The sequence below is a fragment of the Streptomyces sp. NPDC036822 genome (assembly GCF_055609145.1).
This window is the reverse complement of record NZ_JBVJPY010000002.1, coordinates 269,849-283,367: the sequence shown is the minus strand read 5'-3', so window position 1 is coordinate 283,367 and position 13,519 is coordinate 269,849. Positions and strand designations below refer to the sequence as shown.

General features: G+C 68.5%; 13 protein-coding genes. 1 reads left to right on the top strand and 12 read right to left on the bottom strand.

The genetic code is table 11. From position 1 onward, the window contains the following. Positions 1 to 15: 15 nt before the first annotated feature. Complete coding sequence (locus ACZ68P_RS05670) at positions 16 to 1,863, top strand: glycosyl hydrolase family 18 protein (protein ID WP_471003070.1); 1,848 nt, start codon at positions 16 to 18, stop codon at positions 1,861 to 1,863. 237 nt (positions 1,864 to 2,100) lie between these two features. Here ACZ68P_RS05670 and ACZ68P_RS05665 read toward each other — a convergent pair whose 3' ends face one another. The 12 genes from ACZ68P_RS05665 to ACZ68P_RS05610 all read right to left on the bottom strand — a co-directional run bounded on the left by ACZ68P_RS05665 (position 2,101) and on the right by ACZ68P_RS05610 (position 13,459). After that, on the bottom strand, positions 2,101 to 2,547 hold the full coding sequence (locus ACZ68P_RS05665; protein WP_365716871.1) for a DUF2550 domain-containing protein: 447 nt from the start codon (positions 2,545 to 2,547) through the stop codon (positions 2,101 to 2,103). A 127-nt stretch (positions 2,548 to 2,674) separates the two neighbouring features. After that, complete coding sequence (locus ACZ68P_RS05660; protein WP_365716872.1) at positions 2,675 to 3,049, bottom strand: F0F1 ATP synthase subunit epsilon; 375 nt, start codon at positions 3,047 to 3,049, stop codon at positions 2,675 to 2,677. 109 nt (positions 3,050 to 3,158) lie between these two features. Beyond that, entirely contained in the window at positions 3,159 to 4,601 is a 1,443-nt protein-coding gene (atpD, locus tag ACZ68P_RS05655; protein ID WP_471003065.1) for a F0F1 ATP synthase subunit beta, read from the bottom strand. Next, on the bottom strand, positions 4,601 to 5,518 hold the full coding sequence (locus ACZ68P_RS05650) for a F0F1 ATP synthase subunit gamma (protein ID WP_365716874.1): 918 nt from the start codon (positions 5,516 to 5,518) through the stop codon (positions 4,601 to 4,603). The genes atpD and ACZ68P_RS05650 overlap by 1 nt, the downstream gene beginning before the upstream one ends. A gap of 20 nt (positions 5,519 to 5,538) precedes the next feature. Beyond that, a complete protein-coding gene (atpA, locus tag ACZ68P_RS05645) occupies positions 5,539 to 7,137 on the bottom strand; it encodes a F0F1 ATP synthase subunit alpha (RefSeq protein ID WP_471003061.1) in 1,599 nt (532 codons plus the stop codon). A 131-nt stretch (positions 7,138 to 7,268) separates the two neighbouring features. Next, positions 7,269 to 8,084: a F0F1 ATP synthase subunit delta gene (locus ACZ68P_RS05640; protein WP_471003058.1), complete on the bottom strand. Its 816-nt coding sequence runs from the start codon at positions 8,082 to 8,084 to the stop codon at positions 7,269 to 7,271. After that, positions 8,081 to 8,626 (bottom strand): F0F1 ATP synthase subunit B, encoded by a 546-nt coding sequence (locus ACZ68P_RS05635; RefSeq protein WP_365716879.1) that lies wholly within the window; start codon positions 8,624 to 8,626, stop codon positions 8,081 to 8,083. The genes ACZ68P_RS05640 and ACZ68P_RS05635 overlap by 4 nt, the downstream gene beginning before the upstream one ends. A gap of 41 nt (positions 8,627 to 8,667) precedes the next feature. Then, entirely contained in the window at positions 8,668 to 8,925 is a 258-nt protein-coding gene (gene atpE, locus ACZ68P_RS05630; protein ID WP_158990502.1) for an ATP synthase F0 subunit C, read from the bottom strand. A 94-nt stretch (positions 8,926 to 9,019) separates the two neighbouring features. Next, entirely contained in the window at positions 9,020 to 9,829 is an 810-nt protein-coding gene (atpB, locus tag ACZ68P_RS05625) for a F0F1 ATP synthase subunit A (RefSeq protein WP_361599501.1), read from the bottom strand. Positions 9,830 to 10,057: 228 nt separating this feature from the next. Further along, on the bottom strand, positions 10,058 to 10,495 hold the full coding sequence (locus tag ACZ68P_RS05620) for a hypothetical protein (RefSeq protein ID WP_471003053.1): 438 nt from the start codon (positions 10,493 to 10,495) through the stop codon (positions 10,058 to 10,060). Positions 10,496 to 10,758: 263 nt separating this feature from the next. After that, complete coding sequence (locus ACZ68P_RS05615) at positions 10,759 to 12,105, bottom strand: MraY family glycosyltransferase (protein ID WP_471003050.1); 1,347 nt, start codon at positions 12,103 to 12,105, stop codon at positions 10,759 to 10,761. Positions 12,106 to 12,211: 106 nt separating this feature from the next. Further along, positions 12,212 to 13,459: a serine hydroxymethyltransferase gene (locus ACZ68P_RS05610; RefSeq protein WP_471003047.1), complete on the bottom strand. Its 1,248-nt coding sequence runs from the start codon at positions 13,457 to 13,459 to the stop codon at positions 12,212 to 12,214. Between the last annotated feature and the right edge of the window lie 60 nt (positions 13,460 to 13,519).

Here is a 13,519-nt window from a genome sequence, read left to right as displayed (position 1 = left end):
ACTTGAGGAGCACCGTTGAGCACTCAAGCACCGACGCGCAGAACAGGGCTCAGACACCGGGCAGCCGCCGGTCTGACCGCCCTGATCCTGCCCCTGGCCGCGATGGTCGGCCTCGCCACACCCGCCGAGGCAGCCGCAGCGGCCACCGCCACGTACACCAAGGCCTCCGACTGGGGCTCCGGCTTCGAGGGCAGGTGGACGGTGAAGAACACCGGCACCACCACCCTCTCCTCCTGGGCCGTCGAGTGGGACTTCCCCGCCGGCACCTCGGTCACCTCCGCCTGGGACGCCACCGTCACCGGTTCCGGCACCCACTGGACCGCCAAGAACGTCGGCTGGAACGGAACCCTCGCCCCCGGCGCCTCCGTCTCCTTCGGCTTCAACGGCACCGGCACCGGCTCCCCCAGCGGCTGCAAGATCAACGGCGCCTCCTGCGACGGGTCGACCCAGCCCGGCGACAACGCGCCCTCGGCCCCCGGCACCCCGGTCGCCTCCGACGTCACCAACACCTCGGTGAAGCTGACCTGGGGCGCCGCCACCGACGACAAGGGCGTCAAGAACTACGACGTCCTGCGCGACGGAACGAAGGTCGCCACGGTCACCGGACTCACCTACACCAACACCGGTCTGACCGCCGGCACCGACTACAGCTACACGGTCGTCGCCCGCGACACCATCGACCAGACCGGCCCGGCCAGCGGCCCGGCGAGCGTCCGCACCACGGGCGGCGGCGACGGCGGCAACCCCGGCTCCACGGTCAAGATGGGTTACTTCACCAACTGGGGCGTCTACGGCCGTAACTACCACGTCAAGAACATCGTGACGTCCGGCTCCGCGTCCAAGATCACGCACATCAACTACGCCTTCGGGAACGTCACCGGCGGAAAGTGCACGATCGGCGACGCCTACGCCGACTACGACAAGGCCTACACGGCCGACCAGTCCGTCGACGGTGTCGCCGACACCTGGGACCAGCCCCTGCGCGGCAACTTCAACCAGCTGCGCAAGCTGAAGAAGGCGTACCCGAACATCAAGGTGCTGTGGTCCTTCGGCGGCTGGACCTGGTCCGGCGGCTTCGGCCAGGCCGTGCAGAACCCGACCGCCTTCGCGCAGTCCTGCTACGACCTGATCGAGGACCCGCGCTGGGCCGACGTCTTCGACGGCATCGACCTGGACTGGGAGTACCCGAACGCCTGCGGTCTGTCCTGCGACACCAGCGGACCGGCGGCCTTCAAGAACATGATGCAGGCCATGCGCGCCAAGTTCGGCGCGAACTACCTGGTCACGGCGGCCGTCACGGCCGACGCCTCCTCCGGCGGCAAGATCGACGCCGCCGACTACGGCGGCGCCGCGCCGTACATGAACTGGTTCAACGTGATGACGTACGACTTCTTCGGCGCCTGGGCGGCGAAGGGCCCGACGGCCCCGCACTCCCCGCTCACCTCCTACGCCGGCATCCCCCAGGCGGGCTTCAACTCCGCCGAGGCGATCGCCAAGTTCAAGGCGAAGGGCGTCCCGGCGAACAAGCTGCTCCTCGGCATCGGCTTCTACGGCCGCGGCTGGACCGGCGTCACCCAGTCCGCCCCGGGCGGCACGGCCACGGGCCCGGCGGCCGGAACGTACGAGCAGGGCATCGAGGACTACAAGGTCCTCAAGAGCTCCTGCCCGGCCACCGGCACGGTCGCCGGAACGGCGTACGCGCACTGCGGCACCAACTGGTGGAGCTACGACACCCCGGCCACGGTCACGTCCAAGATGTCCTGGGCCAAGAACCAGGGTCTGGGTGGCGCGTTCTTCTGGGAGTTCAGCGGTGACACCGGCAACGGCGAACTCGTCGGCGCCATCAACAGCGGACTGAACTAGCGGACGTCCGGTGGATCGGGGCCCCGGCCCGGATCCACCGGACGGCCCACCACAACGCGGCGGGGACGGTGCAGCACACCGTCCCCGCCGTCGTCGTACGTGCAAGGCCGATCAGGCCACGTTCACCCTCCCCCAGACTTCGTCCGGGGGGACCCCCAACCAGCGGGAGGCCGATCAGGCCACGTTCACCCTCCCCCAGACTTCGTCCGGGGGGACCCCCAACCAGCGGGAGGCCGATCAGGCCACGTTCACCCGCTGGCCGGGCGGCGCCGCCTCCAGCCAGGCGAGGAAGCCGGTCAGCGCGTCCTCGCTCATCGCCAGCTCCAGACGGGTCCCCCGGTGCATACAGCCCTGGATCACCGCGTCGGAGAGCAGCGCCAGCTCCTCCTCGCCCTCGGGCATCCGGCGCTCCAGGACCTCGATGGCCGAGCGCTCCAGGACCCTGCGCGGGCGGGGGGCGTACGAGAAGACACGGAACCAGGCGACCTGGTCGCCGCTGTAGCGGGCGACGCCGTACACCCAGCCCTTGCCGGAGGGATCGGGTTCCTCGGGGACGTTCCAGCGCAGCGAACAGTCGAAGGTGCCGCCGGCCTTCTGGATCAGCCTGCGCCGCAGACCGAAGACGAAGAGCCCGATCACCACCAGTGCGACGACCAGGCCGCCCAGGAGCAGAGCGAGGAACATCTTCACCGACCTCCTCGCTGCGTCCCGTAACCGAATACAACCAGTATCTGCATCGCCTCAGCCGCGACACGGTCTGGAAGATTCCAGCCGTGCCGCGGCTGAGGGCACAACTCTCGGCGGCGGTCCGTCAGTGGACCGCTACCGCGCGCAGCCGGACATCGGCACGACGCTCGGCGGCGGCGTCCGAATCCGACTTGGCGCGCTCCAGCGCGCGCTCGGCGCGCTGGGCGTCGATCTCGTCCGCCAGCTCGGCGATCTCCGCGAGCAGAGACAGCTTGTCGTCGGCGAACGAGATGAATCCACCGTGCACGGCGGCGACGACAGTGCTGCCCTCGCTCGTACGGATGGTCACCGGGCCCGACTCCAGCACACCGAGCAGCGGCTGGTGGCCGGGCATGACGCCGATGTCGCCGGAGGTGGTACGCGCGATGACCAAGGTGGCCTCGCCGGACCAGACACTCCGGTCCGCGGCGACCAGCTCGACGTGCAGCTCAGCAGCCAAGGGTGGCTCCTCGGGTCACCACCCGGCGGTCGTGCCGGGTGTTGGGGTCAATTCTAGGGGGCGTGACGAGGGGGGCGGGCACACCCGCCCCCCTCACAGAGCACGGGGCTCAGGAGACGCCGAGCTCCTTGGCGTTGGCCTTGAGGTCCTCGAGGCCACCGCACATGAAGAACGCCTGCTCGGGGAAGTGGTCGTACTCACCGTCGCAGATCGCGTTGAACGCGGCGATCGACTCGTCGAGCGGAACGTCCGAACCGTCCACGCCGGTGAACTGCTTCGCCGCGTGGGTGTTCTGGGACAGGAAGCGCTCGACACGCCGGGCGCGGTGGACAACGAGCTTGTCCTCCTCGCTCAGCTCGTCGATACCGAGGATCGCGATGATGTCCTGGAGGTCCTTGTACTTCTGCAGGATCCCCTTGACGCGCGTGGCGGCGTCGTAGTGCTCCTGCGTGATGTAGCGCGGGTCCAGGATCCGGGACGTGGAGTCCAGCGGGTCCACGGCCGGGTAGATGCCCTTCTCGGAGATCGGACGGGAGAGAACCGTCGTCGCGTCGAGGTGGGCGAAGGTGGTGGCCGGGGCCGGGTCGGTCAGGTCGTCCGCGGGGACGTAGATCGCCTGCATCGAGGTGATCGAGTGACCACGGGTCGAGGTGATGCGCTCCTGGAGGAGACCCATCTCGTCGGCCAGGTTCGGCTGGTAACCCACCGCGGAGGGCATACGGCCGAGCAGGGTCGACACCTCGGAGCCCGCCTGCGTGAAGCGGAAGATGTTGTCGATGAAGAACAGCACGTCCTGCTTCTGCACATCGCGGAAGTACTCCGCCATGGTCAGACCGGCCAGGGCGACGCGCAGACGGGTGCCCGGGGGCTCGTCCATCTGGCCGAAGACCAGCGCGGTCTTGTCGAGAACGCCGGCCTCCTCCATCTCGACCATGAGGTCGTTGCCCTCACGGGTGCGCTCGCCGACGCCGGCGAAGACGGAGACACCGTCGTGCAGCTTGGCCACACGGACGATCATTTCCTGGATCAGAACGGTCTTGCCGACACCGGCGCCACCGAACAGACCGATCTTTCCACCCTTGACGTACGGGGTGAGAAGGTCGACGACCTTCAGGCCGGTCTCGAACATCTCGGTCTTCGACTCGAGCTGGTCGAACGCCGGGGCCTTGCGGTGGATCGTCCAGCGGGGGGCGTCGGCCACCGTGGAGGCATCGTCGTTCAGCACCTGACCGAGCGTGTTGAACACGCGGCCCTTGGTGACGTCACCGACCGGCACCGTGATGCCGTTGCCGGTGTCCACCACGGGGGCCTGGCGGACCAGACCGTCGGTGGGCTGCATGGAGATGGTGCGGACGACGCCGTCACCGAGGTGCTGGGCGACCTCGAGGGTCAGCGTCTTGGTCGCGCCCTCCACGGCCGGGTCCGGAACCTCGACGTGCAGCGCGTTGTAGATCTCCGGCATCGCGTCGACGGGGAACTCCACGTCGACGACCGGGCCGATGACCCGGGCGACGCGGCCCGTGGCGGCGGCCGTCTCAACAGTGGTCGTCATTACTTGTCACTCCCCGCGGTCGCGTCGGCCAGGGCTGCGGAGCCACCGACGATCTCGCTGATTTCCTGGGTGATTTCGGCCTGTCGGGCCGCGTTGGCAAGTCGGGAGAGGTTGTTGATCAAGTCTCCCGCGTTGTCGGTCGCCGACTTCATTGCACGGCGCGTGGCGGCGTGCTTGGAGGCAGCCGACTGGAGCAGTGCGTTGTAGATCCGGCTCTCGACGTAGCGCGGCAGGAGGGCGTCGAGGACGTCCTCCGCCGACGGCTCGAAGTCGTACAGGGGACGGAGCGTGTCCGACTCGCCCGCCTCCTTCGCCACCTCGTCGAGGCTGAGGGGCAGCAGCCGGGCCTCGACCGCCGTCTGCGTCATCATCGAGACGAACTCGGTGTAGACGATGTGGAGCTCGTCCACGCCGCCCTCGGCGGTGTCCTTCTCGATCGCCTCGATCAGCGGCGCCGCGATCTTCTTGGCGTCCGCGTACTCGGGCTGGTCCGTGAAACCGGTCCACGAGTCGGCCAGCTTGCGCTCACGGAAGTTGTAGTGCGCGATGCCACGGCGGCCGACGACGTAGATGTCGACCTCGCGTCCCTCGCTCTCCAGCTTCCTCGTGAGCTGCTCCGCCGCCTTGATGGCGTTGGAGTTGAAGGCACCGGCCAGACCGCGGTCGCTCGAGAGGAGCAGGACCGCGGCGCGGGTCGGGTTCTCCACCTCGGTGGTCAGCGAGTGCTTGTCGTTCGCACCCGTGGCCACCGCCGTGACCGCGCGCGTCAGCTCGGTCGCGTACGGAGTCGAGGCCTGCACCTTGCGCTGCGCCTTGACGACACGCGAGGCGGCGATCATCTCCATCGCCTTGGTGATCTTCTTCGTCGCGGTGACGGATTTGATGCGACGCTTGTAGACCCGGAGCTGCGCTCCCATGAGTCAGGTCCCTTCCGTCGTCACTTCGAGACGTTGACGGCAGCGGAAGCGTCGTCGCCCAGCAGCTTGCCGTCAGAGGTCTCGAACTGCTTCTTGAACTCCGCGATGGCGTCACCGACGGACTGCAGGGTGTCGTCCGACATCTTGCCGCCCTCTCGGATGGAGGTCATGAGACCCGAGTGGTTCTGGCGGAGGTACGCCAGGAGCTCGGCCTCGAAGCGGCGGATGTCGTTGACCGGGACGTCGTCCATCTTGCCGGTGGTGCCGGCCCAGACGGAGACGACCTGGTTCTCGGTGGGCATCGGCTGGTACTGAGCCTGCTTGAGCAGCTCGACCATGCGCTGACCACGCTCCAGCTGCGCCTTCGACGCGGCGTCCAGGTCCGAGCCGAAGGCGGCGAACGCCTCCAGCTCACGGAACTGGGCCAGGTCCACACGGAGGCGACCGGAGATCTGCTTCATCGCCTTGTGCTGGGCGGAGCCACCGACACGCGAGACCGAGATACCGACGTTCAGAGCCGGACGCTGGCCGGCGTTGAACAGGTCGGACTCCAGGAAGCACTGGCCGTCGGTGATGGAGATGACGTTGGTCGGGATGAACGCCGACACGTCGTTCGCCTTGGTCTCGACGATCGGAAGACCGGTCATCGAACCGGCACCGAGCTCGTCCGAGAGCTTCGCGCAGCGCTCGAGGAGACGCGAGTGCAGGTAGAAGACGTCACCCGGGTAGGCCTCACGGCCCGGCGGGCGGCGCAGCAGCAGCGACACGGCGCGGTAGGCGTCGGCCTGCTTCGACAGGTCGTCGAAGACGATCAGGACGTGCTTGCCCTGGTACATCCAGTGCTGGCCGATGGCGGAGCCGGTGTACGGCGCCAGGTACTTGAAGCCGGCCGGGTCGGACGCCGGGGCGGCGACGATCGTCGTGTACTCGAGCGCACCGGCCTCTTCCAGGGCGCCGCGAACGGACGCGATGGTCGAGCCCTTCTGGCCGACGGCGACGTAGATGCAGCGGACCTGCTTGTTCACGTCGCCCGAGCGCCAGTTGTCACGCTGGTTGATGATCGTGTCGACGCACAGCGCGGTCTTGCCGGTCTGGCGGTCGCCGATGATCAGCTGACGCTGACCACGGCCGACCGGCGTCATGGCGTCGACGGCCTTGTAGCCGGTCTCCATCGGCTCGTGCACCGACTTACGGGCCATAACGCCCGGGGCCTGCAGCTCGAGGGCGCGGCGGCCCTCGGTCGCGATCTCGCCGAGGCCGTCGATCGGGTTGCCGAGCGGGTCGACAACGCGGCCGAGGTAGCCCTCGCCGACACCGACGGAGAGGACCTCACCGGTGCGCTGCACCGGCTGTCCCTCCTCGATACCGCTGAACTCGCCGAGGACGATCGCACCGATCTCGCGCTCCTCGAGGTTGAGGGCGAGACCGAGGGTGCCGTCCTCGAACTTCAGCAGCTCGTTCGCCATGGCCGAGGGCAGACCCTCGATCTTGGCAATGCCGTCGCCGGCCAGGCTGACCGTTCCGACCTCCTCGCGCGAGGCCGCGTCCGGCTGGTACGACTGGACAAAGTTCTCCAGCGCGTCCCGGATCTCCTCCGGCCGGATCGTGAGCTCCGCCATCTGGGTTCCCTGCTCTCCTTGTTGGGCCCGAAGTTTCTTTGGGGGTCTGGGGGCCGACCCCCAGGAATCTTCTGCAATCTCTGCACGGCCCAACCGGGCCGCTGGTCATGCTTGTCGTGTTGGTGGCTGAGTCAGCCGGCCAGTCGTCGGGTCGCCTCGTCGAGGCGCTCCGCGATGGTCCCGTTGATGACCTCGTCACCCACCTGCACCGTGATCCCGCCGAGGACCGAGGGGTCCACGTCGAGGTTCAGGTGCATCTGGCGGCCGTACAGCTTCGCCAGTACGGCACCGAGGCGCTGCTTCTGCTGGTCGGTCATCGGCACCGCCGAGGTGACGACGGCGACCATCCGGTTCCGGCGCGCCGCGGCGAGCTTGGAGAGGGACTCGAGTCCCGCTTCCAGGCTACGTCCCCGGGGCTGGGTCACGAGACGGACGACCAGGCGCTCGGTGACCGGGTTGGCCTTGCCGCCGAGCAGGCTGCGCAGCAGCTCGCTCTTGGCGGTCGCCGAGGCGGCCTTGTCGGTCAGCGCCGAGCGCAGCTCGGTGCTGGAGGTGACGATCCGGCCGAACCGGAACAGCTCGTCCTCCACGTCGTCCAGCGCACCGGCCTGCTGCGCCGCGGTGAGGTCGGCGATGTTCGCCAGCTCCTCGACCGAGTCGACCAGGTCACGCGACCGCGACCAGCGGGAACGCACCATGCCGGACACCAGGTCGACGGTCTCGCCGCCCACCTGACCGCCGAGCAGTCGCCGGGCGAGCTCGGCCTTGGCCTCGCCCGCCTGCGCCGGGTCGGTCAGGACCCGACGCAGCGACACCTCGCGGTCCAGCAGCGTGGTGACGGCGGCCAGCTCACCCGAGAGCTTCGCCGCGTCGACCGACGTGTTGTCGGTCAGCGCGTCGAGGGACTCGCGTGCGGCGGCCAGTGCCTCGCGGCTCGCTCCGTTCATCGGACGGCCTCGGCCTTCTCCTCGAGCTCGTCGAGGAAGCGGTCGATCGTGCGGCTCTGGCGGGCGTGGTCCTCGAGGGACTCGCCGACCAGCTTGCCGGCCAGGTCGGTGGCGAGCTTGCCCACGTCCTGACGCAGCGAGGTCGCCGCGGCCTTGCGGTCGGCCTCGATCTGCGTGTGACCGGCCGCGATGATCTCCTCGCGCTGGCGCTGGCCTTCCGCCTTCATCTCCTGGATGATCGCGGTGCCCTGCTCCGTCGCCTCCTGGCGAAGACGCGCGGCCTCATGGCGGGCCTCGGCGAGCTGAGCCTTGTACTGCTCCAGCACGCTCTGGGCCTCGATCTGGGCCGACTCGGCCTTCTCGATGCCACCCTCGATGGCCTCGCGGCGCTGCTCCAGAACCTTGTTGATGTTCGGGAGGAGCTTCTTGGCGAGGAAGCCGAAGACGATGACGAAGGCGATCAGGCCGATGACGAGCTCGTCGAGATGCGGGATCAGAGGAGGCTGGGGCTCCTCCGCCTGCGCAAGAAGCAGAGCGTTCACATCAGTGCCTTCCGTAAAAAGATCTGGGCTGTCGGTCCGGCTTACTGGTAGACGAAGCCCATGACGATGCCGATGAGGGCGAGCGCCTCACAGAAGGCGAAGCCCATGATCTGGTTGGTGCGGATCAGACCGGCGGCCTCGGGCTGGCGGGCGAGGGCCTGCGTGCCGTTACCGAAGATGATGCCGACGCCGACGCCGGGGCCGATCGCGGCGAGGCCGTAGCCGATCGAGGCGACGTTGCCGACGACGTTCTCCTTGGCGGAGGCCGCGAGGTTGACCATGTCGAGAGCAGCGGACATGCCGTTACTTCCTTCTCTTTCAATGACCCGGTGGGGGTTGGCCACCGGACGACTGTTGGATTGGGGGTGTAGCTGTATCCCGGGCGGGAGTGGCTCAGTGGTGCTCGGCGAGCGCGCCCTGGACGTAGCTGCAGGCCAGGAGGACGAAGACGTACGCCTGGACGGCCTGGATGAAGAGCTCGAAGGCCGTCATCACGAGGACCATCACGAACGAGGCGCCAGCGTAGACGAAGCCGAGGCCGTTCATGAGGTACCAGGTGGCCAGCGAGAACATCACGATCAGCAGGTGACCGGCGAACATGTTCGCGAACAGTCGGACCGCGTGCGTGAAGGGCCGGATGATCAGGTTCGAGAAGAACTCGAGGACGACGACCATGGGAAGGATCGCGCCGAGCGACTTGTCGTAACCGACGATGTTCTTCCACCCGCCGACGAAGCCGTGCTTCTTGAAGGTCAGCGAGATCCACATGACGTACACGATCAGCGCGAGACCGGCCGGGAAGGCGATCAGCGAGGTGACCGGGAACTGGGCGAGCGGAATGATCGACCAGAGGTTCATGATCCAGACGAAGAAGAACAACGACACCATGAAGGGGACGTACTTCTCGCCGTCCTTCTTGCCGATGATCTCGTAGACGATGCCGCGGCGGACGAAGTCGTAACCGGCCTCGCCGACCATCTGCATCTTGCCGGGGATCAGCTTGGGCTTGTTGAAGGCGGCCCAGAAGAACCCGACGACCACGATGGAGCCGAGGAGGGCGAGCAGCATCGGCTTGGTGATGTCGATGCCCCCCACCGTCGCGATGGGCTCGTACATGAACGTGTGCAGGCCCGGCGCCGGGAAGCCGCATCCACTGAAGATGTGGCAATCCGGGTCGAAGGCAAGCGTCTGGTCAGCACTCACCGCGGGCTCCTTCAGCGTGGCGCATAGGTACGGCAACCTCGTTGTGTCGGCGCGGCACGCAGCCGCGGGTCGGCACTGGACTGGTGGTCTTACGGATAAGGGGGCGGCGGTTCGGCATCGTGCCTCGCGCTGGGACAGGCGTCAGCTCGGATGCCCGCGCCCGCAGTGCCGCAGTTGGCACCGGACGATAGCAGGAAGCCGAACGCGCCTTTATCCCGGCCCTACCCCTCACGTCGACGACCCCGTGCTCCCGGGCTTGTCACCCTTCGAGGACTCGGGCTCGACGTACATGATCTTGGCCTTCATGTAGGCGCGGGCCTGTGCGGCGATCCACACGATGGTCGCCGCGAGCAGCGTGAAGGCGAAGGCCTTGAAGTTGAACCACGTGGTGTTCTTCAGCAGGGCCATCAAGATGAAGAGAAGCAGCAACTGGGCCGTGTAGAGCATCAGCCCCATGGCCTGGAAAAGGTGCGGCAGTGACTTGGCGGTCCGTTGGAGCACCACGAGACCGATCCCCATGAAGGCGATGACGACCGCGCAGCCGAGGACGGCGCCGAGCGCTCCCTCGCCGCCGGCGACCACACCACTGATGACCGCGGCGATGGCGCCGGTGGCAGCAGCGGGGATGGCAGCTGACAGAAGGATGCGTGCGTCGTTGGACGGCATGGCGGTGTCTCCGCGTTGCTGGTGGGGGCGATGGTGTCGTCAGGGACGAGCGTATGCCCGGTCCGAGGTGTGTCTCGGGGCCAAGAGACCGTCGCACTACGGTCTTTCGGCACTGTCGCCGGGTCTCGTGAACCGTATCACAAACTATTTGAATAGGTCTTTACTCATGAGGTGTGCGGACTGTCACACATGAGAGTTAACGCGCGCGTGTGTGCAGCGCGCGAAGGATACTTGTCTGGTATTGACCGCAGATGCGACGTTCGTCAACTCGGCGTTCCGGCCTTACGCCGGTCGGTGAAGCGCGAACGGTGGCCGATGGCGGTGGCCCCGTTGACGCCCGCCGGGACCGGCACGCGTTCGGACGGAGGCTCCGGCGACGACGGGGCCGTCTCGCCGGCCGCGTGGGCGGAGACCGGCGGGACGGCTTCCATGCGGGGCACCGGACGGCGCCGGTAGCGCGGCGGGACGAACGACTCCGCCCAGCGCGGGGCGCGCGGGGTGAAGCGCGGGAGCAGCAGCAGGACCAGACCGATCGCGCTCAGCAGCACGACGGTCAGGACGATCCACATCGACGTCGAGTGCACCGAGTACGCCAGCGTCCCGAAGGCGATCAGCGCCGACCAGAAGTACATGATCAGGACGGCCCGGCTGTGCGAGTGCCCGATCTCCAGCAGCCGGTGGTGCAGGTGCCCGCGGTCGGCCGCGAACGGCGACTGCCCGTTCCAGGTGCGGCGCACGATGGCCAGGACCAGGTCGGCCATCGGGATCGCGATGATCGTCAGCGGCAGGACGAGCGGGATGAAGACCGGCAGGGCGGCGTGGGTGGCCTGCCGGGTGGAGCCCTCGAAGATCTTCAGCGCGTCCGGGTCCACCTGACCCGTGATCGAGATCGCCGAGGCCGCCAGGATCAGGCCGATCAGCATCGAGCCGGAATCGCCCATGAAGATCCGCGCCGGATGCATGTTGTGCGGCAGGAAGCCCAGGCACATGCCCATGAGGATGGCGGCGAACAGCGTCGCGGGGGCGGCCGCCTCGATCGTGTAGCCGTACCAGAGCCGGTACGCGTACAGGAAGAAGGCCGCGGCGGCGATGCAGACCATGCCGGCGGCGAGCCCGTCCAGGCCGTCCACGAAGTTCACGGCGTTGATGGTCAGGACCACCAGGGCGACCGTCAGGAGCGTGCCCTGCCCCCGGGTGAGGGCCACGGTCCCGACACCGGGGATGGGCAGCCACAGGATCGTCAGACCCTGGATCACCATCACGCCCGCCGAGATCATCTGCGCGCCCAGCTTGATCAGCGCGTCCAGCTCGAACTTGTCGTCGAGGACACCGATCAGCCAGATCAGGGCGGCGCCCGAGAGCAGCGCGCGCGGCTCGTTGGAGAGCTCGAAGACGCTGTTCAGGTTCTGCAGGTGGTCCGCGACGAGCAGCCCCGCGCACAGCCCGAAGAACATGGCGATGCCACCGAGCCGCGGAGTCGGTTCTCGGTGTACGTCGCGGGCACGGATCTCCGGCATCGCCCCGGTCGCGATGGCGAACTTCCGCACCGGACCGGTGAGCAGATAGGTCACCGCGGCCGTGACACAGAGCGTCAGCAGGTAATCACGCACGGGCTGCCCCACAGGAATCGCTGGCCATCTCAGCCCCACACCCTAGCCGGGCTGTCCCTGTGCTTGAGACATCGGGGGCCGCGGGATGGTTGCGGTCCGCTCTCCTTCACCGTCCATACGGGGGAAATCGCCCGGCAAGGTCACGGACCTCCGCGCGTACCCGGGCCGTTTCCCCGGGGTCGTCGCGCAGCGCGGCGGTGAACAACCCGGCGATCCGGGTCATCTCCGCGCCGCCCATCCCCTGCGTGGTCACGGCGGCGGTGCCGAGGCGGATGCCGCGGCCCTCCCCGTACGGCAGGGCGCAGGTGTCGAGGACCACACCGGCGGCGGCGAGCCGCGTCCGGGCGGTGGGACCGTCGACGCCGAGGGGTGCCGGGTCGGCGGTGATCAGGTGGGTGTCGGTGCCCCCGGTGGTGACGGCGAAGCCCTCGGAGGCGAGTGCGTCGGCGAGGACGCGGGCGTGCGCGACCACCCGGTGGGCGTACGCGGCGAAGGGAGGCGCGGCCGCCTCGCCGAAGGCGACGGCCTTCGCGGCGATGGTGTGCATCTGCGCGCCGCCCTGCGTGAACGGGAACACGGCCCGGTCGACGCGGCCGGCCAGCTCCTCGCCGCAGAGGATCATCCCGCCGCGCGGGCCCCGCAGCACCTTGTGGGTGGTGGCGCAGACGATGTCGGCGTACGGCACCGGGTTGGGGGCCGCTCCCCCGGCGATCAGGCCCATGGGGTGGGCGGCGTCGGCGATGAGATAGGCGCCGACCTCGTCGGCGATGGCCCGGAAGACGGCGTAGTCGAGGTGGCGGGGGTACGAGATCGAGCCGCAGACGATCGCCTTGGGGCGGTGGTGGCGGGCGAGGGCGGCGACCTGTTCGTAGTCGACGAGTCCGGTCTCGGCGTCGACGCCGTAGGGCACGAACTCGAACCAGCGGCCGGAGAAGTTGGCGGGCGAGCCGTGGGTGAGGTGCCCGCCGTGGGCCAGGCCCATGGCGAGGACGGTGTCGCCGGGGCGCAGCAGGGCGGCGTAGGCGGCCAGCACGGCCGAGGAACCGGAGTGCGCCTGGACGTTGGCGTGTTCGGCGCCGAAGAGGGACTTGGCCCGCTCGACGGCGATCCGCTCGGCGGCGTCGGCGAACTCGCAGCCGCCGTGGTGGCGGGCGCCGGGGTAGCCCTCGGCGTACTTGTTGGCGAGCGGGGAGCCGAGCGCGGCGAGGACGGCGGGCGAGGTGAAGTTCTCGGCGGCGATGAGCTGCAGCCCGTCGGCCTGCCGGCGCACCTCCCCGAGCAGCACGTCGGCGATCTCCGGGTCCTGCCGGCGCAGGACGTCGAGATCCTCTTCGGGGGGAGCGGTGACCGGCATCTGTGGCTCCAGGCGCGGGGGCTGGGCTTCAGCTCCAATGTAGGCGCGTCGGGCCGTGTT

Coding starts and splice junctions, on each gene's coding strand:
- ACZ68P_RS05665 (WP_365716871.1), bottom strand. CDS start 2,547: ATGTTCCTCGCTCTGCTCCTGGGCGGCCTGGTCGTCGCACTGGTGGTG.
- atpD (WP_471003065.1), bottom strand. CDS start 4,601: ATGACGACCACTGTTGAGACGGCCGCCGCCACGGGCCGCGTCGCCCGG.
- ACZ68P_RS05650 (WP_365716874.1), bottom strand. CDS start 5,518: ATGGGAGCGCAGCTCCGGGTCTACAAGCGTCGCATCAAATCCGTCACC.
- atpA (WP_471003061.1), bottom strand. CDS start 7,137: ATGGCGGAGCTCACGATCCGGCCGGAGGAGATCCGGGACGCGCTGGAG.
- ACZ68P_RS05640 (WP_471003058.1), bottom strand. CDS start 8,084: ATGAACGGAGCGAGCCGCGAGGCACTGGCCGCCGCACGCGAGTCCCTC.
- atpE (WP_158990502.1), bottom strand. CDS start 8,925: ATGTCCGCTGCTCTCGACATGGTCAACCTCGCGGCCTCCGCCAAGGAG.
- ACZ68P_RS05620 (WP_471003053.1), bottom strand. CDS start 10,495: ATGCCGTCCAACGACGCACGCATCCTTCTGTCAGCTGCCATCCCCGCT.
- ACZ68P_RS05610 (WP_471003047.1), bottom strand. CDS start 13,459: ATGCCGGTCACCGCTCCCCCCGAAGAGGATCTCGACGTCCTGCGCCGG.